The organism is Micromonospora sp. ANENR4 (genome assembly GCF_015354395.1).
GTDB classification, from domain to species: Bacteria; Actinomycetota; Actinomycetes; order Mycobacteriales; family Micromonosporaceae; genus Micromonospora; species Micromonospora aurantiaca.
Genome location: NZ_JADKYQ010000014.1, coordinates 74,414 through 94,579 on the forward strand (window position 1 = coordinate 74,414; position 20,166 = coordinate 94,579).

General features: G+C 74.7%; 21 protein-coding genes. 13 read left to right on the top strand and 8 right to left on the bottom strand.

Annotated elements, in window-relative coordinates:
* Positions 1-91 precede the first annotated feature (91 nt).
* Positions 92-970, top strand: a complete 879-nt coding sequence (locus tag IRY44_RS23935; protein ID WP_194802561.1) for an alpha/beta hydrolase — start codon at positions 92-94, stop codon at positions 968-970.
* A 50-nt stretch (positions 971-1,020) separates the two neighbouring features.
* Here the strand turns inward: IRY44_RS23935 and IRY44_RS23940 are convergent, their stop codons facing one another.
* Both IRY44_RS23940 and IRY44_RS23945 read right to left on the bottom strand, forming a co-directional pair.
* On the bottom strand, positions 1,021-1,992 hold the full coding sequence (locus IRY44_RS23940; protein ID WP_194802466.1) for a transmembrane transport protein: 972 nt from the start codon (positions 1,990-1,992) through the stop codon (positions 1,021-1,023).
* Positions 1,989-2,822 (bottom strand): ABC transporter ATP-binding protein, encoded by an 834-nt coding sequence (locus tag IRY44_RS23945; RefSeq protein ID WP_194802467.1) that lies wholly within the window; start codon positions 2,820-2,822, stop codon positions 1,989-1,991. Before IRY44_RS23945 ends, IRY44_RS23940 begins: the two co-directional genes overlap by 4 nt.
* Positions 2,823-2,941: 119 nt before the next feature.
* On the opposite strand from IRY44_RS23945, the gene IRY44_RS23950 reads away from it, so the two are divergent.
* The 4 genes from IRY44_RS23950 (at position 2,942) to IRY44_RS23965 (ending at position 6,547) form a co-directional block, all read left to right on the top strand.
* Positions 2,942-4,060 carry a sensor histidine kinase gene (locus tag IRY44_RS23950; protein ID WP_194802468.1) on the top strand — a complete coding sequence of 373 codons (1,119 nt, stop codon included), beginning with the start codon at positions 2,942-2,944 and terminating at the stop codon, positions 4,058-4,060.
* Positions 4,060-4,707 carry a response regulator transcription factor gene (locus tag IRY44_RS23955; RefSeq protein WP_194802469.1) on the top strand — a complete coding sequence of 216 codons (648 nt, stop codon included), beginning with the start codon at positions 4,060-4,062 and terminating at the stop codon, positions 4,705-4,707. The genes IRY44_RS23950 and IRY44_RS23955 overlap by 1 nt, the downstream gene beginning before the upstream one ends.
* Before the next feature lie 65 nt (positions 4,708-4,772).
* On the top strand, positions 4,773-5,741 hold the full coding sequence (locus tag IRY44_RS23960) for an ATP-binding cassette domain-containing protein (protein ID WP_194802470.1): 969 nt from the start codon (positions 4,773-4,775) through the stop codon (positions 5,739-5,741).
* A complete protein-coding gene (locus IRY44_RS23965) occupies positions 5,738-6,547 on the top strand; it encodes an ABC transporter permease (protein WP_194802471.1) in 810 nt (269 codons plus the stop codon). Before IRY44_RS23960 ends, IRY44_RS23965 begins: the two co-directional genes overlap by 4 nt.
* 43 nt (positions 6,548-6,590) lie before the next feature.
* Here IRY44_RS23965 and helR read toward each other — a convergent pair whose 3' ends face one another.
* Complete coding sequence (gene helR / locus IRY44_RS23970) at positions 6,591-8,762, bottom strand: RNA polymerase recycling motor ATPase HelR (protein WP_194802472.1); 2,172 nt, start codon at positions 8,760-8,762, stop codon at positions 6,591-6,593.
* Positions 8,763-8,986: 224 nt separating this feature from the next.
* Between helR and IRY44_RS23975 the strand changes: the two genes are divergently transcribed.
* From IRY44_RS23975 to IRY44_RS23995, 5 genes are all read left to right on the top strand, one after another.
* Positions 8,987-9,778, top strand: a complete 792-nt coding sequence (locus IRY44_RS23975; protein WP_194802473.1) for a TetR/AcrR family transcriptional regulator — start codon at positions 8,987-8,989, stop codon at positions 9,776-9,778.
* Between the two features lie 103 nt (positions 9,779-9,881).
* Positions 9,882-10,028, top strand: coding sequence for a hypothetical protein (locus IRY44_RS23980; protein WP_162959099.1), 147 nt, complete (start codon positions 9,882-9,884; stop codon positions 10,026-10,028).
* Positions 10,028-11,245, top strand: coding sequence for a YeiH family protein (locus tag IRY44_RS23985; protein ID WP_194802474.1), 1,218 nt, complete (start codon positions 10,028-10,030; stop codon positions 11,243-11,245). Before IRY44_RS23980 ends, IRY44_RS23985 begins: the two co-directional genes overlap by 1 nt.
* A gap of 33 nt (positions 11,246-11,278) precedes the next feature.
* Positions 11,279-11,812: a flavin reductase family protein gene (locus tag IRY44_RS23990; protein WP_194802475.1), complete on the top strand. Its 534-nt coding sequence runs from the start codon at positions 11,279-11,281 to the stop codon at positions 11,810-11,812.
* A gap of 23 nt (positions 11,813-11,835) precedes the next feature.
* The gene (locus IRY44_RS23995; protein WP_194802476.1) at positions 11,836-12,147 is read left to right on the top strand and encodes an NIPSNAP family protein; all 312 of its coding nucleotides are present in this window, start codon (positions 11,836-11,838) and stop codon (positions 12,145-12,147) included.
* Between the two features lie 15 nt (positions 12,148-12,162).
* On the opposite strand, the gene IRY44_RS24000 is transcribed toward IRY44_RS23995, so the two are convergent.
* Entirely contained in the window at positions 12,163-13,167 is a 1,005-nt protein-coding gene (locus IRY44_RS24000) for a YafY family protein (protein ID WP_194802477.1), read from the bottom strand.
* A gap of 86 nt (positions 13,168-13,253) precedes the next feature.
* Between IRY44_RS24000 and IRY44_RS24005 the strand changes: the two genes are divergently transcribed.
* The gene (locus IRY44_RS24005; RefSeq protein WP_194802478.1) at positions 13,254-13,832 is read left to right on the top strand and encodes a DinB family protein; all 579 of its coding nucleotides are present in this window, start codon (positions 13,254-13,256) and stop codon (positions 13,830-13,832) included.
* A gap of 20 nt (positions 13,833-13,852) precedes the next feature.
* Entirely contained in the window at positions 13,853-14,944 is a 1,092-nt protein-coding gene (locus IRY44_RS24010) for a winged helix DNA-binding domain-containing protein (RefSeq protein WP_194802479.1), read from the top strand.
* Between the two features lie 8 nt (positions 14,945-14,952).
* On the opposite strand, the gene IRY44_RS24015 is transcribed toward IRY44_RS24010, so the two are convergent.
* Positions 14,953-16,164 (bottom strand): MalY/PatB family protein, encoded by a 1,212-nt coding sequence (locus tag IRY44_RS24015; RefSeq protein ID WP_194802480.1) that lies wholly within the window; start codon positions 16,162-16,164, stop codon positions 14,953-14,955.
* 34 nt (positions 16,165-16,198) lie between these two features.
* On the opposite strand from IRY44_RS24015, the gene IRY44_RS24020 reads away from it, so the two are divergent.
* Positions 16,199-16,768 (top strand): GNAT family N-acetyltransferase, encoded by a 570-nt coding sequence (locus tag IRY44_RS24020; protein WP_194802481.1) that lies wholly within the window; start codon positions 16,199-16,201, stop codon positions 16,766-16,768.
* Here IRY44_RS24020 and IRY44_RS24025 read toward each other — a convergent pair.
* The 3 genes from IRY44_RS24025 to IRY44_RS24035 are packed head-to-tail and all read right to left on the bottom strand — an operon-like array spanning position 16,755 to position 20,036.
* Positions 16,755-17,531, bottom strand: coding sequence for a PQQ-binding-like beta-propeller repeat protein (locus IRY44_RS24025; RefSeq protein WP_194802482.1), 777 nt, complete (start codon positions 17,529-17,531; stop codon positions 16,755-16,757). The genes IRY44_RS24020 and IRY44_RS24025 overlap by 14 nt on opposite strands.
* Before the next feature lie 44 nt (positions 17,532-17,575).
* Positions 17,576-18,403, bottom strand: a complete 828-nt coding sequence (locus IRY44_RS24030; protein ID WP_194802483.1) for an MOSC domain-containing protein — start codon at positions 18,401-18,403, stop codon at positions 17,576-17,578.
* 4 nt (positions 18,404-18,407) lie between these two features.
* A complete protein-coding gene (locus tag IRY44_RS24035; protein WP_194802484.1) occupies positions 18,408-20,036 on the bottom strand; it encodes an acyl-CoA dehydrogenase family protein in 1,629 nt (542 codons plus the stop codon).
* Positions 20,037-20,166: the final 130 nt, after the last annotated feature.

The following is a 20,166-nucleotide window of genomic DNA, read 5'->3' on the forward strand; positions in this document are numbered from 1 at the left end:
TCCTCGACCAGGGTCACCGTATCGCGCTCATCGGTTGCTCATCCGGCGCCGCCACGCTGGTCAGGTACGACGAGACGAAAGAGGGATCATGATGAGCACCACCATCGCGGGATTCGACTACCAGCGCGTTCCGGTCGCCGAGGGCGTGACGCTGAACGTGGCGGTGGGCGGCTCCGGCAGCCCGGTCGTGCTGCTGCACGGCTTCCCGCAGACCCACCTGATGTGGCGGCACGTGGCCGCCGACCTGGCCGGCGGGCACACGGTGATCTGCCCCGACCTGCGCGGTTACGGCGCCAGCGACAAGCCGGCCGCGCACACCGAGGACACGTACAGCAAGCGGACGATGGCCGCCGACGTGGTGGCGCTGGTCCGCGCGCTCGGGCACGAGCGGTTCGCGCTGGCCGGGCACGACCGGGGTGCCCTGGTCGGGGTCCGGGCCGGTCTGGACCACCCGGACGCGGTCACCCACCTGGCGTCGCTCGATGTGCTGCCCACCCTCGACATGTGGGACGTGCTGCACGGCGTGAACGCCTCGGTGGCGTTCCACCTCTACCTGATGGCCCAGCCGCCCGGCCTGCCGGAGCAGATGATCGCGGGCAGCGCCGACGCGTTCTTCGGGCACTTCCTCGACGCCTGGGCCGGTGACCCGGCGGCCATGCCGGCGCAGGTGCGCGCCGAGTACCTGCGCGCCTCCCGGGAGGCGGTCGACTCCATCGTCGCCGACTACCGGGCGTCGGCCGGGATCGACGTGACGCACGACCGGGCGGACCGGGACGCCGGGCGGCAGCTGACCATGCCTACCACAGTCATCCAGCAGGACTGGGGCGCCGCGCTCGGCTACGACGCGGCGGCGGTGTGGCGGGCCTGGGCCCCGGACCTGGAGCATCGCACCACCACGGCCGGGCACTTCATGGCCGAGGAGGCGCCGGGCGAGATCGCCGAGGCGCTGCGCGCGTTGTTCAAGCGCTAGGTACGGCGGTCCGGGCGCGCGTGGCGCCCGGACCGTCCGCCCCCGTCCGCTCAGCCGGCCCGTCTCCGGACGTGCCACAGGCCGAGCGCCGCCAGCAGACCCGCCGCGCCGAGGTGGAGTGCCAGCTCGATCCACTGGAACGCCCAGAACCGGCGGTTCGGCTGGTACGCCAGGTCCACGTGCAGGCCGAGCTTGCCGAGGCAGACCGCGGTGTCGCCGAACGTGCCGGTGGCTCCGGTACGCGGCGGGTCACGGAAACAGGTGCCGAACGCCTCGTCGGAGAGCTGCCGCCCGTCGGCGGTCCGCAGCGGGCTGATGCCGGTGACCCACGCACCCGGCACGTCCAGCCCGCCGACGACCGGCGCGCCGGTGATGCTGCCCAGGTTGCGGGCCCGGTTGACGGTGTCGGCGGTCATCGGCACGGTGACCCGCTCCGGCGGCAGGTAGTGCGGGCGCAGCAGGTTCGGCACGGCGAGCTGCACCACGACCACGGCCAGGAACACCACTGCCATCGCCGGCAGGGTGCGGCGCAGCAGCAGCCCGGCGACCACGCCGAGGACGAGGCCGAACACGGCGTACCCGACCGGCGCGATCCCGCGCGCGCCGAACAGCACGGTGCTGAATCGGTCGCCGGCGACCCGGTCGACGGGCGCGGCCGCCCAGGTCAGCAGCGCGCCGAGCACACCGGCGACGAGCGCGGCGGCGGCCGACAGCACCGCCAGCTTGACCGCCAGCCAGCGGCGGTGCGGCACGCTCTGGTTCCACACCAGCCGGTGCGTGCCCTGCTCCAGCTCCCGGGCCACCAGCGGCGCGCCCCAGAACGCGCCGATCAGCGCGGGCACCAGCGCGAACCCGCCGGCGAGGAACAGCATCGTCTGCGCGTACCGGCCGGGCAGCCGGGCCGGATCGGGCACGGCCCGAATGTCCGCGCCGAGGCGCAGCAGGTAGGCGCCGGCCAGCACCAGCAGGACGGCGCCGACGAGCGCCGGGAGGCGGAACTGCCGCAGCGTCATCCGGATCATCGGGTCACCGCCGGGCGGGCGGCGGCCCGGGACAGGTACGCCAGGACCAGTTCCTCCAGCGTGACCGGCGCGTCGTCGCGTACCGCCGGGCCCCGGACCACGACGCGGCCGGGCTCGGCCCAGACCACCTCGGCCCCGGCGGGCGCGGCGGTGCTCCGGTGGTGTGTGGCGAGCAGGTCCGGGACCGGACCGGCCACCTGCACCCGGGCGGCGCAGAGTACGACCAGGTGATCGCAGACCTGCGCCACGTCGCCGAGCAGGTGCGAGGAGAGCACCGCGCCCGCGCCGAGTTCCCGCACGAAACCGGCCAGCCCGTGCATGAACTCGCGACGCGCCAGCGGGTCCAGTGCGGCGGCCGGCTCGTCGAGGATCAGCAGCTCGGGGCGCTTCGCGGCGGCCAGCGCGAGGGCCAGTTGCGCGCGCTGACCGCCGGAGAGCCGGCCCGCCTTCTGCGCCGGATCCAGGCCGACCTCGTCGACGCGCCGCCGGGCCAGCGCCGCGTCCCAGGACGGGTTGAGCCAGGCGCCCATCCGCAGGTGCTCGGCGACGGTCAGGGAGGCGTAGACCGGCGTGTCCTGGGCGACGAAACCGACCCGGGCCAGGTGCGCGGCGTCGGCGGCCGGCGGTGAGCCGAGCACCGTCAACGTGCCCGACGTCGGCGCGATCAGGCCGCAGGCCAGTTGCAGCAGCGTGGACTTGCCGGCGCCGTTGGGACCGACCAGGCCGACCACGTGCCCGCGCGGAACGCTCAGGTCGCAGTCGGCAAGCGCGGTGCGGTGGCCGTACCGTTTGGTCAGCCGCTCGGCGTGCAGGGCGAGTGGTGGATGCATGCGGCTCATCCTGGGCACGCCCGGACCGGCGGGCATCGGTCCGGAGCAGGGTCCGGCACTCGGGCGGCCCCTACTTTCGGCCGGTTCGCGACGGCCCGCGATCTCCTAACGTGCTGGGCATGGCTGGTGAACGGATCACCCGCGTGGCGGCGACGGCGGGGCTCGCCGTGGTGCTGCTCGCCGCGATCGGCGTCCAGGCGGTGGCGATCGCCGCGAGCTGGGGGCTGCCGTACTGGCTTCCCGGCGGCACGGCCGCCGTCGTGGTCGGCGTGCTGGCTCTGGTACGCGACAGGCAGCGCGTCGTCACCGCCACCGCCGGACTCGTCGTCGCCGGGTCGGCCGTCGCCGTCGCCCGGCTGTTCGACCTGCCCACCGAGCCGGGGCCGGCGCTGGCGCTCGCGTCGGCCGTCCTGGTCGGATCGGCGGTACGCGCGCTGCCGCCGCTGCCCGCCGGCCTGATCGGCGCCGGTGGTCTCGTGGTGGCGGCCGGGGCGTGGCCGGCCGCCCGGCCGGGGGCGGGCGGGTCGGGGGTGGTCGCGCTCAACGGGCTGTGCTGGCTCGGCGGGGTCGCCGCCGGGCTCACGCTGCGGCTGCTCGACGAGCGGGCGAAGGTCACCGCCGAGCGGGTACGCCGCGACGAGCGGCTGGAACTGGCCCGGGAACTGCACGACGTGGTGGCCCACCACGTCACCGGCATCGTGGTGCAGGCACAGGCCGCCCACCTGGTCGGGCGGCGGGATCCGGCGCGCGCCACTGAGTCGCTGGCCGGCATCGAGGCAGCAGGCGGCGAGGCGATGCGGGCCATGCGCCGCCTGGTCGGGCTGCTGCGCGACACCGCGGACGCGCCGCCGGCCTCGGCCGGTACGGAGCAGATCGAGGAACTGGTCGAGCGGTTCCGCCGGCAGGGCCCGCCGGTGCGGCTGCGGCTGCCGGCGGAGACGGCCTGGCCGCCGGAGGTCACCAGCACCGTGCACCGGATCGTCCGGGAGGCGCTGACGAACGTGGCCCGCCACGCCCCGCACACCGGCCAGGTCACAGTGGACGTGGTGCAGGAGCCGGACGCCGTGGTGGTCGAGGTGACCGACGACGCGTCCGCCACGCCCGCCGAGTCCCGGGGCGGATACGGCCTGATCGGCCTGCGGGAGCGCGTCGAGGCCCTCGGCGGCACGCTGACCGCTGGTCCCTGCCCCGGCGCCGGATGGTCGGTCCGGGCCTCCGTGCCGTACGGGAGGCGGTGATGACGATCCGGGTGCTGCTCGCCGACGACCAGGCGATGGTTCGCGGCGGGCTGCGGCTGATCCTGGAGGACCAGCCGGACATCACAGTGGTCGCCGAGGCGTCCGACGGTGTCGACGCGGTCGCCCAGGCCCGCCGCCTGCGACCCGATGTCTGCCTGGTGGACATCCGGATGCCGCGGCTCGACGGGCTCCAGGTGACCCGGGCGCTCGCCGGGCCCGAGGTGGCCGACCCGCTGCGCGTCGTCGTGGTCACCACGTTCGACCTGGACGAGTACGTCTACGGCGCGCTGCGCGGGGGAGCGGCCGGGTTCCTGCTCAAGGACGCCGGACCGGCGCTTCTGGTGGAGGCGGTGCGGGCGGCGTACCAGGGTGACGCGCTCGTGTCCCCGTCGGTGACGGTCCGGCTGCTGCGGCACCTGACCCCGCCCGCGCCGCCCCGCGACGAGCGCCGCCCGGCGTTGTCCGAGCGGGAGATCGAGGTGGTACGCGAGATCGCCCGGGGCCGGACCAACCTGGAGATCGGCGCGGAGTTGTTCATCTCGCTGAGCACCGTGAAGAGCCACGTCTCGACGGTGCAGACGAAGCTCGGCCTGCGGAACCGTACCGAGATCGCGGTCTGGGCGTGGGAGCACCGGATGATCGGCTGAATCATTGGCGGACGCCATACCGTACGTTGTACGTTAGTGCCCTCGTCGACGGAGGGGGAACAGACGTGGAACATGCGATCCTCGCGGAGGGCCTGCGCAAGCGGTACGGGGACACGGCCGCGCTGGACGGCTTCGACCTGCGGGTGCGACCGGGCACCGTGTGCGGGCTGCTCGGCCCGAACGGCGCCGGCAAGACCACAGCCGTCCGCATCCTGGCCACGCTGCTGCGCTTCGACGCCGGGCGGGCCGAGGTGGCCGGCTTCGACGTGGCCGGGCAGGCCGACCGGGTGCGCCACCGCATCGGCCTGGTCGGCCAGCACCCGGCGGTGGACGAGGCACTGAGCGGCCGGGAGAACCTGGTCATCTTCGGTCGCCTGTTCCACCTGGACCGGGCCGCTGCACGACGGCGGGCCACCGAGCTGCTCGACCGGTTCGGGCTCGCCGACGCGGGCGGGCGGCCGGTACGCACGTACTCCGGTGGCATGCGCCGCCGCCTCGACCTGGCCGCCGGGATGATCCTCGCGCCGTCGGTGCTGTTCCTCGACGAGCCGACCACGGCGCTGGACCCGCGCGGGCGCAACGAGGTGTGGGAGGCGGTACGCGATCTGGTGCGCGCCGGCACCACGGTGTTGCTGACCACGCAGTACCTGGACGAGGCCGACCAGCTCGCCGACCGCGTCTGCGTGCTCGACGCCGGGCGGGTGATCGCCGAGGGCACCCCCGATGCGCTCAAGTCCCGCCTCGGCGGCGACCGGATCGACCTGGTCGTTCGTGACGCCGCCGACCTGGCCACCGCCGCCGCGCGGCTGCGCGCCGTGGCCCGTACCGAACCGGCGCTCGATCCGGACCGGCGGGCGGTCAGCGCCCAGGTCGGCGACCGGGCCGGCGCGCTGACCGAGGTGCTGCGTGCGCTGGACGCCGACGGCGTGGACGTGGCCGACGTGGCGCTGCGGCGACCCACACTGGACGAGGTGTTCCTCCAGCTCACCGGCGGGCCGTCCGCCGACCGGACCGGCGTGGAGGTGACCGCGTGACCGCGACGGTGACCCCGGCCCGGCGCGCGTCGCTGGCCGGTGACGGCCTGACGCTGACCGGTCGTGCGCTGGCGCACTGGCGGCGTGAGCCCGGACCGCTGATCGGCTCGCTGGGCTTCGACATCCTGATGGTGCTGATGTTCGCGTACCTGTTCGGCGGCGCGCTCCAGGTACCGGGCGGCGGCAGCTACCGCGAGTTCCTGATGCCCGGCATGTTCGCCATGACGATGGTCTTCGGCATCAGCATGACCACCCTGGCGGTCTCGGCGGACCTGGAGCGTGGCGTCACCGACCGGCTGCGGTCGATGCCGGTGTCCCGGCTGGCCTCGCTGCTCGGCCGCGCTGTGGCCGACCTGATGTTCGCGGTGGTGACGCTCGCCGTCATGCTGCTCGTCGGCCTGGCGATCGGGTGGCGGGCACGCGGCGACCTCGGCGACACGCTCGCCGCGCTCGGGCTGATCCTGCTGCTGCGGTTCGCGCTGGTCTGGGTGGGCGTCTTCCTCGGCCTGACCGTGAAGGGGCAGAGCGCGGTGACGGCCGTGCAGACGCTGGAGTTCCCGCTGGGCTTCCTGTCCAGCGCGTTCGTGGCGCCGTCCACCATGCCCGCGTGGCTGGGCGCGGTCGCCGAGTGGAATCCGCTGTCCGCGACCGTCGGGGCCACTCGCGAGCTGTTCGGCAACCCCGGCTGGGGCGGCGACTCGTGGGTGGCCGCGCATCACCCGCTGCTGGCGGTGCTCTGGCCGCTGGTGCTGGTGGCGGTGTTCCTGCCGCTGTCGCTGCGCCGCTACCGGGCGCTCAGCCGCTGAGCCGGACCCCGGGGGCGGTCTGTGCGCCGCCCCCGGGGCCCGGTCACGGCCCGGTCAGCACGACCAGTTCGCCGGTGGCCCGGGTCATCGCGACGTACCGGTCCACCGCCCCGGCGACCCCGTCGCCGAACGCCTCCGGGTCGACAAGCACCACCAGATCGAACTCCAGCCCCTTGGCCAGCACCGGGCTCAGCGACCGGACCCGCTCCGAGGCCGGGAACGCCGGATCACCGATGACGCACACGACGCCCTCGCGGTGGGCGGTGAGCCAGCCGTCCACCACCGCGCGCAGCTCCGCGCGGGAGCCGTACCGCACCGGAGCGCCGTCGCGGATCGACGTGGGCACGTTGGCGTCGGGCAGCACGGCCCGGATCACCGGCTCGGCCGCCGCCATCACCTGCGCCGGAGTGCGGTAGTTGACGGACAGCGTCGCCACCTCGACGCGGTCGAACCCGGCCCGCGCCAGCCGCTGCGGCCACGACTCGGTGAACCCGTGCCGTGCCTGCGCCCGGTCACCGACCACCGTGAAGCTGCGCGACGGGCAGCGCGCCAGCAGCATCTGCCACTGCGCGTCGGTCAGCTCCTGCGCCTCGTCCACCACGACGTGCGCGAACGGCCCGGCCAGCAGGTCCGGATCGGCCACGCTCAACACGCTGGAGTCGACCAGGCTGGTGCGCATGTCCTCGCCGTACAGCATGGTCATCAGACCCTCGCCGTCGTCGTAGGCGTGCGACGCGATCAGCGCGTCGACCACCGTGTCCATCTCGGCGCGCTGCGCCGCCAGAACCCCCTCGTCGCGGCGCCGCCGCAGCGACGCCTCCGGGTCACCGACCCGCCGCCGGGCCGCGTCCAGCCACGGCAGGTCCGCCGCCGTCCAGGCTCGAGGGTCGGCCCGCCTCAGCGTACGGATCTCCTCGACGCTCAGCCAGGGCGCGCACCGGCGCAGGTAGGCCGGCACCGACCACAGGTCGGCCACCACGTCGAGCGGGTCGAGCAGCGGCCACGCCCGGCCGAACGCGGTGACCAGTTCCCGGTCGCGCCCCAGCGCGCGGCGGACCGCCTCCTCCGGCTCGTCGCCGCGGTACTTCTCCACCAGGATCGTGAGCAGTTCCTCCCACACCTCGTCGCGGGCCTCGTTGTGCGGGACGCCCGGCCCGGCCACCTCGAACGCCGTCGCCCAGTCGCCGGCGGTCAGCCGCACCTCGGCGTCCCCGACCCCGACAGTCATTGCGGTCGCGGGCGGCTCCTCGTAGAACCGGACCGCGGCGTCGACAACGCGCACCACGTCCCCGGACGCCTTCAGCCGCGCCACCTCCGGGTCGGTCTCCGGCGCCGCCGCCGCGCCCTCCGGCACCAGGTCGGCGAGCGTGCAGATCTGCACGTCCTCCTCGCCCAGGCTGGGCAGCACGTCGGAGACGTAGTTCAGGTACGGCTGGTGCGGCCCGACCACCAGCACCCCGCCCCGGCGCTCGCCCAGCCGCGGGTCGGCGTGCAGCAGGTACGCGGTGCGGTGCAGCGCCACCACGGTCTTGCCGGTGCCGGGGCCGCCGTCGACCACCAGCGCACCCCGCGACCCGGCCCGGATGATCGCGTCCTGATCGGCCTGGATGGTGCCGAGCACGTCGCGCATCCGCGCCGACCGGGTCGCGCCCAGGCTGGCGATGAACGCCGACTGGTCGTCCAGCGCGGCGTGCCCGGCCAGCCCGTCGGCGGTGAACACCTCGTCCCAGTAGTCGGTGATCCGGCCCGCGGTCCACCGGTACCGGCGGCGGCTGGCCAGGCCCATCGGGTCGGCGTGGGTCGCGCCGAAGAACGGCTCGGCGGCGGGGGAGCGCCAGTCCAGCAGCAGCCGGCCGCCCGCGCCGTCGGTCAGGCCGAGGCGGCCCACGTACACCGGTTCGCCGCCGTCCGCGCCGACCATCCGGCCCAGGCACAGGTCCAGGCCGTAGCGGCGCAGCGTGCGCAGGCGCGCGCTCAACCGCCGGACCTCCTGGTCCCGGTCGACCGCCTGCCGGCCCCGGCCGCCCGCGGCCCGGCGCGTGGCGTCGAGCCGGTCGGTCAGGTCGGCGATCGAGCGGCGCAGGCTGTCCGCGATGGCGGCGAAGTGCCGCTCGTCGGCGGCGATCAGCTCGGGGTCGGCCTTCGCCGACAGTCGCTCGGGTAGATCGAAAACGCTCGTGGCAGGCAGGTTCAACTCGTCTCCGATCGCGGGCACGGCCGAGCCTCCGCTCTTCGCGGCTTTTCGAATGGCACGGCAATGGGTTACGGCCGGCAATTGTGCGCCGTCACCCCGGTCTTGCGGCAAGACCGGGGTTGCGCTATATGTTGGTAGTGGCGGGAGAACCCGCCATTCTTTTTGCCCGAACAATTCTCGGGCTCCCCTTTTCCGGCGTCCCGCCGACGGCTGGTGACCGGCCCGGCCGGTAGGATGACGGCACCATGTCGAAGGAGCGCCGGCGCAAGGCCGATCCCGCCCGCAGCCTGGCCCTTCTCTGGCGCACCCGGGAACCGGCCAGCCGCGGCGCAGGTCCCGGTCTCAGCGTCGACCGGATCGTGCGGACCGCGATCGAGATCGCCGACGCCGAAGGTATCGACGCGCTCACCATGCGCCGGGTCAGCGAGGCACTCGGCGTGGGCACCATGTCCGTCTACACGTACGTGCCGGGTAAGGCGGAACTGCTCGACGTCATGGTGGACGCCGTCCTCGGTGACCTGCCGCGCCCGGCCGACGTGCCGGGTGGCTGGCGGGGCCGGCTGGAACGCATCGCGCGGGACAACCTCGCCCTCTACCGGGCCCACCCGTGGCTGCTGCGCGCCGAGACGACCCGGCCGGTGCTCGGCCCGAACGTGCTCGCCAAGTACGACTACGAGCTGCACGCCGTGGCGGACATCGGGCTCGACGACGTGGAGATGGACGCGGTGCTCACGCTCGTGCTGGGGCACGCCAAGAACGCGGCCCGGGTCGCGCTGGACGTGGTCGAGCTGGAACGTGAGACCGGGATGACCGACGACCAGTGGTGGCGGACGCACGGGCCCTGGCTGGAGAAGTTCATGGCCGCCGGCAGCTTCCCGCTCGCCGCGCGGGTCGGCACCGCCGCGGGCATGGCGCACGGCGCGGCGTACGGGCCGGACCACGCCTTCGAGTTCGGTCTGCAGCGGGTGCTCGACGGCATCTCGGTGGTGGTGGCCGCCCGCGCCGCGGGTGAGCCGGAGCGCGGGAAGACCTTGTAATCCTACTAGTTAAGTAGGAAACTCTCACTGGGGTCGATGATCCCTGTCACCCCTCGCCTCCGGCTGCCCTCCGTCGCCCGCGCGTACCCGTAGGAGCCCCTTCATGAGCAACGCGCCCACGCCACCCGAACCGCCCACCGCCGGCACGTCCCGGCTCGCCTTCAGCGAGGACTGGGCCGCCACCGTACTCGGCCTCGCGCTGCTGCTCCTGGTGCTGGCCGGCGCGATCCCGGCCGGGCTGGTGCCGTGATGGCCGCCGCCCCGGAACCCGCCGTCCGCAGCACCGCCGCCGGGCCGTCCGCGGCCTCCACCGTGGACGCCCCGGCCGCCGCGACCTCGGACCGACCCGCCGGTACGCCCGCGGTCGCTTCACCCCGGGCCGACCTGCGCTCCGGCGCGTTCTGGGCCTGGACCGGCCTGGGCCTGCTGGTGGTGCTCGGTCTCGCCGCGCTCACCCGGTACCTCGAACAGAACGTGCCGGTCTGGGCCGAGGGCAGCGCGATCGAGGACGTGGCCGCCGCGGTCGAGTACCCGGTCTACGCGATCCTGCTCGGCCTGCTCGGCAACCTGATCGTCACGGTGACCGGGCTGCGGGACCGGATCTCCGCCGCGTTCCGTACCGAGTTCTTCATCAAGACCGGCCTGGTGCTGCTGGGCGCCTCGATCAACCTGGCAGTCATCGCGAGCGCCGCCGGTCCCGCCATCGCCCAGGCGCTGCTGCTGATCAGCGGCGTGTTCCTGTTCACCTGGTGGCTGGCCGGGCGGTTCGGTCTGGACGAGAAGCTGCGGGCGCTGCTCGCCTCGGCGGTGTCGATCTGCGGGGTGAGCGCCGCGATCGCCGCCGCCGGCGCGGTACGGGCACGCCGGGAACAGCTCGCGTACACGGCCAGCCTGGTCATCGCGTTCGCGCTGCCGTCGATCTTCCTGCTGCCGTGGCTGGCCGACGTGCTCGGCCTCTCCGACGCGGTCGCCGGCGCCTGGATCGGCGGCAACATCGACACCACCGCCGCCGTGACCGCTGCCGGCGCGCTCGCCGGTGAGGATGCGCTCCAGATCGCCAGCATCGTCAAGGTCACCCAGAACGCGCTGATGGGCGTGGTCGCGGTGGCGCTCACCGCGTACTTCGCGCTGCGGGTGGAGCGCCGCCCGGACGCCCCGCGCCCCGGGCTCGGCGAGCTGTGGCGCCGGTTCCCGAAGTTCGTCCTCGGGTTCGTCGCCGCCTCGGTGATCGCCACCTGGTACCTCGACGCCGCGGGCGCGGACGGCAAGACCACGATGGCGATCGTCACCGACCTGCGGGTCTGGTTCCTCATCCTGGCCTTCGTCAGCATCGGCCTGGAGGTCCGCGTGTCGTCGCTGCGCGAGGCCGGCTGGCGGCCGGTGACCGTGTTCGCCGCCGCCACCGTGTTCAACCTGGTGCTGGCCCTCGGGCTGGCGTCGGTGCTGTTCCACGGTTTCACGGTCTGACCGGTCCCGTCCCGTACACCTTGGAGGAACGCCGTGCCCGAGCCCGCCGACACCCCGGTCGACGCCGACGCCGACGCGCTGCGGACGCTGCTGCGGCACCAGGCCAGCACCGTCACAGTGGTCACCGCCGCCGGTCCGCCCGCGGCCGGGTTCACCGCCACCTCGTTCACCGCGGTGTCGCTGCGACCGCCGATCGTCTCGTTCTGCCTGGACCGGGGGTCGTCGAGCTGGCCGGTGGTGTCCCGGGCCCGGCACGTCGGGGTGCACCTGCTCGGGCACGGCCAGCACGAGGTGGCCCGGACGTTCGCCACCAGCGGGATCGACCGGTTCGCCGAGCCGACCCGCTGGCGGCCCGGCCCGGAAGGGGTGCCGGTCCTCGACGACACGCTGGCCTGGCTGCTGTGCCGGGTGGTGGACCGGGTTGTCGTCGGCGACCACGCCGTGGTGCTCGCCGAACCGGAACTGCTGCGGCACGCCGACGTCGGCTCGCCGCTGCTCTACCACCGGGGGCGGTACGCGGGCCTGGCCGACACGACCGACCCCGGCGACCGCCGCTCCGCCGCCTGACCGGCCGCCGCTATCGTGGCCGCGTGATCACCTGCGTCGTGCACTACACGATCGACCCCGCCCAGATCGACGCCTTCGAGCGCTTCGCCCTTACCTGGATGCGGCTGGTGGCACGGCACGGCGGCGTGCACCACGGCTACTTCCTGCCCGCCGAGGGTGCCAGCGACCGGGCCGAGGCGCTGTTCAGCTTCTCCAGCCTGGCGGCGTACGAGCAGTACCGGGCCCGGTTCGGAGTGGACCCCGAGTTCGTCGCCGCCGACCGGATCCGCGAGGAGTCGGGCTGCGTCCTGCGGTACGAGCGCACGTTCATGCGCCCGCTCCTGCCCACCGACTGACGCCCCGGCCCGGGGCTACCGAGGCGTGTGCCGGCCCTCTGCCGCTGCGGCGTACCGGCGGGCCAGGCGGGCGAACGCCTCGCGCAGTTCCGGCGGCCCGACCACCTCGATGTCGGCGTCGTAGCGGCCGAGCACGGCGGCCAGCCCGGGCCACGACCAGGCGCCCAGCACCAGGCGGCAGCGGTCCGGGCCCAGCGCCTCGACGATCCCGTCGCGGGTCCATCCGGACACCACCCGGGCGGGCAGGTCGAGGATCACCTCGCCCCGGCAGGGCCAGTCACCCGGCCCGGTGGCGCCCTTGAACCGCCCGGCGACGTACGCGGCCACGTCTCCGCCGGGCAGTTCGCGGGGCGTGAACCGGGGGCCGGTGGGCGTACGCGGGCTGATCCGGTCGACCCGGAACGTGCGCCAGTCGTCGCGGTCGAGATCCCAGGCGACGAGATACCAGCGCCCGCCCCAGGTGACCAGGTGGTGCGGCTGCACCCGGCGCGGCGGCCGGCCCGCGACCGGCGGCGTCGTGGACACCGGCTCGTAGTCGAAGCGCAGCTCCTCGCGGGCGTGCACGGCGGCGCTCAACGTCATCAGCAACGCCGGTTCCACCCGGTGCCGGGCCGGCGTACCGGCGCGTTGCACGTCGACCACCCGCAGCGCGTCCACCCGGTGCCGCAGCCGCGCGGGCATCACCTGCCGCACCGTGGTCAGCGCCCGCGCCGCCGCCTCCTCGATGCCCGTCACCCCGCCGGCCGCGGTCTGCAACGCCACGGTGAGCGCGACCGCCTGCTCGTCGTCGAAGAGCAGCGGCGGCAGCGCCGAGCCGGCACCCAGCCGGTAGCCGCCGTCCGGCCCCTTGGCGCTCTCGATCGGATAGCCCAGCTCGCGCAGCCGGTCGACGTCGCGGCGCACGGTACGCGGGCTGACCCGCAGCCGTTCGGCGAGCAGCGAGCCCGGCCAGTCCCGTCGCGCCTGCAACAGGGACAGCAGGGCGAGCAGTCGGGCGGAAGTCTTCGGCACGACACGCATTCTGCCGCGAGAAGAGGACACTTCCTGACCGCTACGCCTGCGAGGGTGGACCCGTACCCGATCAGGACCGGAAGGAACCGATGACGATGACCGGCACCACCACGACCCCCACCACCCTGGACGCCGAGCGGACCGATCTGCTGGCCGAGCTCGCCGAGGCCCGGAACATGCTGACCAACACGGTCCGTGGCCTGACCGACGAGCAGGCCGGGCAGAAGCCGACCGTCAGCGCGCTCTGCCTGGGCGGCCTGATCAAGCACGTCGCGTCCACCGAGGAGGCGTGGCTGCGGTTCGTGGTCGAGGGCCCCTCGGCGATGTCATTCGCCATGCCCGAGGGCGTCACCTGGGAGGACTTCATGTCCGGGCAGGCCCGCGAGCTGCCGCAGTGGGCGATCGAGCGGGGACGGGACTTCCAGATGCTGCCCGAGGACACGCTGCCGGCCATCCTCGACCGGTACGCCCGCGTCGCCGCCCGTACCGAGGAGATCGTGGCCGGCGTCGAGGACCTTTCGGCGACCTGGCCGGTCCCGGACGCGCCGTGGAACGAGCCCGGTTCGGTCCGCAGCGTCCGGCGGGTGCTGATCCACGTCATCGCCGAGACCACCCAGCACGCCGGGCACGCGGACATCCTGCGCGAGACCATCGACGGCCAGACCACCACCTGAGCCGGCCGGGGAACGAAGCCGTGACAGTGCTCGACCGGCGTGCGCTCAACCGGGCGACACTCGCCCGGCAACTGCTGCTCGACCGCGCCGACCTGCCGATGGCCGACGCGGTGGCGCACCTGTGCGGGTTGCAGGCCCAGGAGCCGCAGGAGCCGTACGTCGGGCTCTGGTCGCGGCTGCGGGCCTTCGACCCGGCGGCCCTGTCGGACCTGCTGGTGCGTCGCCGCCTGGTGCGTACCCACCTGATGCGCCGCACCGTACACCTGCTCGCCGCCGACGACGTGCTGGCCTGGCGGTCCCGGCACGACGCGATGCTGCGGCAGCGGGTGCTCGGCGTCTACCGCGGCGAGTTCGACGGGGTCGACCTCGACGAACTCGCCGCGGCCGCCCGGAAGGTCCTGGCCGACGGCGAGCCCCGTACCACCGCCGAGATCGTGGCTGCGCTCGCCCCGCGCTGGCCGGCGACCGACCGGCGGGCGCTCGGCGAGATCGTGCTCGCGCTGGTCCCGGCCGTGCAGGCCCCGCCGCGCGGACTGTGGCGGACCACCGCCGGCGTCCGTACCGTCGCTCTGGCCCGGTGGCTGGGCCGCGACGCCGAACCGCCCGGCCCGGACGGCGACGACAGGGCCGGGCGGGCGCTGGTGCGGCGCTACCTGGCCGCGTTCGGCCCGGCCGCGTCGGCGGACCTGCGCGCCTGGTGCGGCCTCGCCGGGCTGCCCGCGGCGGTGGCCGCGGTCCGCGACGAGCTGGTGGCCTTCCGGGACGCGCGGGGCCGCACGCTGCTGGACCTGCCCGGCGCGCCCCGGCCCGACCCGGACACCCCCGCGCCGGTACGGTTCCTGCCCGCCTTCGACAACGCCGTGCTCGGCTACCACGACCGCAGCCGGATCATCGACGACGCCCACCGCAACCTCTCCGTGGCCGGGGCCCGGTTCGTGCTCGTCGACGGCCGGGTCGCCGCCACCTGGACGGTCGACGCGGGCGTCGTGGTGGTCACGCCGCTGCGCGCGTTCACCCGCGTCGAACGCGCGGCCGTCACCGCCGAGGGCGGCGCCGTGGCGTCGTTCCTGTCCGAGGGCGACAACCAGGGGGTACGCGTCGTCGCCCGTTGAGCCGCACGTCAGGCGGTCGCCGCCGCCCGGCCCATTTGGGTGACCGCCTCGGTGAGCACGGCGGGGGAGGTGGCGAAGTTGAGCCGCACGAACCCGGCACCACCGGCGCCGAAGACGTGCCCGGAGCTGAGCGCCACCCGGGCCCGGTCGAGGAACATCCGCGCCGGACCGGCCAGGTCGCTCGCCACGCCCGGTCCGTCGCCCGCCTCGGTGGGTACGCCGAGGCGCCGGCAGTCCAGCCAGGCCAGGTACGTGCCCTCGGGCGGCTGCCACGACACGGTCGGCAGGTGCTCGGCCAGCAGTGACCCGAGCAGCGCCCGGTTCGCGTCCAGGCCGTCGAGCAGCCGGTCCAGCCACGGCCCGCCGGCTCGGAACGCGGCCGTGTGCGCGAGCACCCCGAGGTGGCTGGGGCCGTGACTGACCTCCTCCGGCATCCGGGCCAGGTCGTCCGCCGCGTCCGGCCCGGCGACCGCCAGCGCCGCCTTGAGCCCGGCCAGGTTCCACGCCTTCGATGCCGACAGCAGCGCGAACGCGTTCTCCGCACCCGGCACCGTCAGGTACGGGGTGAGCCGCGCGCCGGGCAGCGCCAGCGGTGAGTGGATCTCGTCGGCCACCACCCGTACGCCGTGCCGGGCGGCCAGCTCGGCGACGGCGGCCAGCTCGTCGGGCCGGTGCACCACACCGGTCGGGTTGTGCGGGTTGCAGAGCAGGAACGCCGGGCGGTCGCCGATCGCGCGGGCGCGGCGGAACGCCTCCTCCAGCGCGGCCGGGTCGAGCCGCAGGTCCGCGCCGAGCGGCGCCTCGAGGACCTGACGGCCGGCGTTCGTGACGAACGCGTAGAACGGCGGGTAGACCGGAGGAGTGACCACCACCGCGTCACCCGGGCCGGTGACCAGGCGCAGCACCTCGACCGTACCCATCATCACGTCCGGCACCAGCGTGGCCCGGCCGACCGGGAAGTCGGCCCAGCCCCACCGCTGCGCGGCGAACCCGCCGACCGCCTCGGCGTACCCGGTGCCGAACGCGTAGCCGGTGTCGCCCAGCTCGACCGCCCGGCGCAGCGCCTCGGCCACCGGCGGCGCCAGCGGTACGTCCTGCTCGGCCACCCACAGCGGCAGCACGTCCGGCGGGTAGAGCCGCCACTTCACGCTGGTGCGCTGCCGGAGCTGGTCGAGCGTGAGCCGGGTGAGCGGGTTGCCGTCGTCGGCGGAAACGACCATGCGGCCCACCCTAGGTTCCTCCTACCATCGCCGGATGACCCACCCGGCGTACCCGCTGCGCACGCCCCGGCTGCTGCTGCGCCCGGTCACCCTCGACGACCTCGACGACGTGCACGCCTGGCAACGCCGCCCGGACGTGGTCCGCTGGATGGCCGGCGCCGCGCCGCGTACCCGGGCGGAGTCCCTGGCGTCGGTGACCGCGATGGCCGGCGAGGACGCGCTGCGCGCGGAGGGCGACTGCCTGACGCTCGCCGTGGTCCGCGACGCGCGGGTGATCGGCGCGGTCGAGCTGGTGTGGCGCAGCGCCGCGGACCGCACCGCCGAACTGGGGTACGTCTTCCACCCCGACCACGGCGGCCGGGGGCTGGCCACGGAGGCGGCCGGCGCGCTGCTGGACCGGGGGTTCGCCGAGTTCGGGCTGCACCGGGTGGTGGCCCGCTGCCACGCGGACAACGAGCCGTCGGCGCGCCTGATGGCCCGGCTCGGGATGCGGCGGGAGGCGCGGCACGTGCGCAGCTACCGGTTCCGGGACGGCTGGGCCGACCAGCTCGTCCACGCGATCCTGGCCGACGAGTGGCGGTCCCGGCAGGTCAGGTCGCCCTGACCGCGCTCAGCCCACCCGCGCCGGCGAGCAGCACGGTGTCCGGGTCGAGGGCGTGCAGGGAGCCGATCCGGCGTAGCGCGGTGGCCCTCTCGTGGACGCCGTCGTCGTCCACGCGCAGGAGGACGCCGGACCGTCGCGCCGCGACGTGACAGTGGCCCGCCGCCACCACGCCGGAGACCGGCGGGTCACCCGCACCCACGCGCCGGCGGACACCGCCGGTGGTCAGGTCGACGGCGGTAAGGCCGCCCCGGTTGTCGCGTACCCAGGCCAGGGTGCCCGTGACGGAGGGCGCGTCCGGGGTGAGGTCGGCCTCGGCGCGGAAGAACTCCTCGCCGTCGCCGGATTCGAGGTGGACCCGCCGGATCGTGCGCGGGCCGCACCGGAGCAGCACGTGGTCGTCGTCGACGGTGACGAGGGCCGGCGAGTGGTCGCTGTCCGTCAGCGGCTCGGGCAGGGCGAGCCGGCGTACCTCGTCGCCGCTGTCGGCGTCGAGTATCCGCAGCTCGGACCCGCCGAGGGCGCCCACCACGACGACGCCACCGGCAACCGCGGGCCGGACCGTGGCCACCCGCGCCGTGGTGGCCCACCGCGTCGTCCCGGTCTCCCGGTCCAGCGCGCGCAGTGCGGTGTACCCGCGCCACCCGCCCACCAGCACGGTGTCCTCGTCCACCACGAGATGACCGGTGTACGGCGGCACCGGCGCGCGCCACACCAGCGATCCGGTGCGCAGGTCGAGGCAGTCCACCTCGTCCGGGCCACGCATGTGCGACGGTCTGCTCCACCGCACCGACACCGGCGCTACGCCTGTCACATCGCGTGGCATTCGTCGCCGACGCGGATCTCGCCGGTGGTCAGCGGGACCAGGCGGACACCGAACCAGGTCTTGCCGTCGTGACGCCGGTGCCGGGCCAGCGTGCGGATCGGCTCCTTCCCGCCGGCGAGGGTCTCCGGGTCGATGAGCGTCACCGAGCAGCGGTCGCAGCGTTCGGACACCCGGAAGTCGACGGCCCCGATGCGCACCCGCGTCCAGCCGTCCTCGGCGAACGGTTCGAGCGGTCCGTCCAGCACCACTGTCGGCCGGAACCGGGCCATCGCCAGCGGCTCCGGCGCGGGCTCGCCGCGTTCCAGCGCGCCCTCGACGATCCAGTCCCGCAGCCGCCGCAGCGACGGCGTCGTGGCGACCAGCAGCGGTCCGGCGTCGGAGAGGTTCAGCGGATCACCGGGTCCACCGCCGTGTTCGGCAGACATCGGCCGGCGGCGCGGATCGTCCAGCCAGGCCAGCCGTACGGGCCGGCCCAGCCGGGCGGAGAGCCAGTCGTGGGCCTCGTCGGCGGCGAGCCGGACCGTGTCCAGCCGGGACACGTCGGTCGGAACCGGTGGCCCGTCGACCGGTTCGGCGACCGTCAGCGACGACCCGTCGCGGGCGGTGAGCGTGACCGACCCGGAGCCGGGCACGGCGGTCAGACCGAGCAGCGCCGGCAGGACGCTTGAGCCCAGCTTGCCGCCGTCGGGGCGCAGCACCAGCCAGCGGCGGTCGTGACGCAACCCCCACGGCTCAACGTCGGCCCGGTCGACGTCCACGCCGCCGAGGGACTTGACCGGATACAGGTGTACCGAGGCGAGCCGCGTCACCATGCCGTCAGCCGATCTTCGGGCTGGCGCGGTCGATGATCGCTGTCAGGTCCAGCCCGCCCGGCAGCGTCCCGTACGCCTGCCCGTGGTCGCCGTCGAGCCGGGACGCGCAGAACGCGTCGGCGACCGCCGGGTGGCCGTGGCGCACCAGCAGCGCGCCCTGCAGCACCAGCGCCAGCCGCTCCACCACCCGCCGGGCGCGCAACTCCAGGTCGGTGTGGTCGGCCAGCTCGTCGCGGACCCGTCGCACCGCCGCGTCCAGCCGGGCGTCCGCGCCGGCCGCGGCGGCCACCTCCGCCTCGTACGCGGCGAGCACCTGCGGTTCCCGGGTGAGCGCCCGCAGCACGTCGAGGGCGGCGACGTTGCCGGAGCCCTCCCAGATCGAGTTCAGCGGCGACTCACGGAACAGCCGGGGCATGCCGGACTCCTCCACGTAGCCGTTGCCGCCCAGGCACTCCAGCGCCTCGGCGGCGTGCCCCGGCCAGCGCTTGCACACCCAGTACTTGCCGACTGCGAGGGCGAGACGCTTGAACGCGGTCTCGCCGTCGTCGCCGCGCGCGGACCGGTCGGTCGCGCCGGCCAGCCGGACCATCAGGACGGTGGCGGCCTCGGACTCGACGGCCAGGTCGGCCAGCACGTTGCGCATCAGCGGCTGGTCGGCCAGGTAGTCGCCGAACGCCCGCCGGTGGGTGGCGTGGTGCACGGCGGTGGTCACGCCGTGGCGCATCCCGGCCGCCGCGCCGATCACGCAGTCCAGCCGGGTCAGGTTGACCATGTCGATGATGGTGCGCACGCCCCGGCCCTCGTCGCCGACGCGCCACGCCACCGCGTGCTCGTACTCGACCTCGGCGGAGGCGTTGGAGCGGTTGCCGAGCTTGTCCTTGAGCCGCATGAGCCGCATCGGGTTGCGGGTGCCGTCGGGCAGCACGCGGGGGACCAGGAAGCAGGTGAGGCCACCGGGCGCCTGGGCGAGCGTGAGGAACAGGTCGCACATGGGCGCCGAGGTGAACCACTTGTGCCCGACGAGCCGGTAGCTGCCGTCCGGCTCCGGCCGGGCCGTGGTGGTGTTGGCGCGCACGTCCGAGCCGCCCTGCTTCTCGGTCATCGACATGCCGGCGAGCAGGCCGCGCTTGGTCTGCGGCGGGCGCAGCCCGAAGTCGTACTCGCGGGCGGTGAGCAGCGGCTCGTAGCGGGCGGCCAGCTCCGGGCTGTGCCGCAGCGCGGGCACGGCCGCGTAGGTCATCGAGATCGGGCAGCCGTGCCCCGCGTCGGGCCGCCACAGGTAGAACCCGGCCGCGCGGGCCACGTGCGCGCCCGGCCGGTCGTCGGCCCACGGCGCGGCGTGCAGGCCGTGCCCGACGGCGGTACGCATCAGCTCGTGCCAGGACGGGTGGAACTCCACCTCGTCGACGCGGTGGCCGTACCGGTCGTGGGTGCGCAGCACCGGCTGATGCTCGTTGGCGAGCCGACCGTGCTCGGCGGCCTCCTCGCCACCGGCGAGCCGGCCCAGCTCGTGCAGGTCGGGCAGCGCCCAGCCGGCGCCCTCGCGGGCCACGCCGTCGCGCAGCGCCGGGTCGTCGGCGGTGTCGTGGCCGACCATCGGCGGGACCTGGTTGACGACCTCGTGTGTGGTCACGGCGGCAACTCCCAGCGCAGGTGGCGGATCAGGTCCGGGCCCGGATTGAACCACCGTTCACTCCGCACCGGCAAGCGCGCGACGACAAGTCAATTTGGCTGGATTCGTTTGACATCATCCGGCTCGGAGA

Excerpts from the sequence above, each read along its gene's own strand:
- IRY44_RS23935 (WP_194802561.1), top strand. The coding sequence starts at position 92 with ATGAGCACCACCATCGCGGGATTCGACTACCAGCGCGTTCCGGTCGCC.
- IRY44_RS23940 (WP_194802466.1), bottom strand. The coding sequence starts at position 1,992 with ATGATCCGGATGACGCTGCGGCAGTTCCGCCTCCCGGCGCTCGTCGGC.
- IRY44_RS23945 (WP_194802467.1), bottom strand. The coding sequence starts at position 2,822 with ATGCATCCACCACTCGCCCTGCACGCCGAGCGGCTGACCAAACGGTAC.
- IRY44_RS23950 (WP_194802468.1), top strand. The coding sequence starts at position 2,942 with ATGGCTGGTGAACGGATCACCCGCGTGGCGGCGACGGCGGGGCTCGCC.
- IRY44_RS23955 (WP_194802469.1), top strand. The coding sequence starts at position 4,060 with ATGACGATCCGGGTGCTGCTCGCCGACGACCAGGCGATGGTTCGCGGC.
- IRY44_RS23975 (WP_194802473.1), top strand. The coding sequence starts at position 8,987 with ATGTCGAAGGAGCGCCGGCGCAAGGCCGATCCCGCCCGCAGCCTGGCC.
- IRY44_RS23980 (WP_162959099.1), top strand. The coding sequence starts at position 9,882 with ATGAGCAACGCGCCCACGCCACCCGAACCGCCCACCGCCGGCACGTCC.
- IRY44_RS23985 (WP_194802474.1), top strand. The coding sequence starts at position 10,028 with ATGGCCGCCGCCCCGGAACCCGCCGTCCGCAGCACCGCCGCCGGGCCG.
- IRY44_RS24000 (WP_194802477.1), bottom strand. The coding sequence starts at position 13,167 with ATGCGTGTCGTGCCGAAGACTTCCGCCCGACTGCTCGCCCTGCTGTCC.
- IRY44_RS24005 (WP_194802478.1), top strand. The coding sequence starts at position 13,254 with ATGACCGGCACCACCACGACCCCCACCACCCTGGACGCCGAGCGGACC.
- IRY44_RS24015 (WP_194802480.1), bottom strand. The coding sequence starts at position 16,164 with ATGGTCGTTTCCGCCGACGACGGCAACCCGCTCACCCGGCTCACGCTC.
- IRY44_RS24020 (WP_194802481.1), top strand. The coding sequence starts at position 16,199 with ATGACCCACCCGGCGTACCCGCTGCGCACGCCCCGGCTGCTGCTGCGC.
- IRY44_RS24025 (WP_194802482.1), bottom strand. The coding sequence starts at position 17,531 with ATGCGTGGCCCGGACGAGGTGGACTGCCTCGACCTGCGCACCGGATCG.
- IRY44_RS24030 (WP_194802483.1), bottom strand. The coding sequence starts at position 18,403 with ATGGTGACGCGGCTCGCCTCGGTACACCTGTATCCGGTCAAGTCCCTC.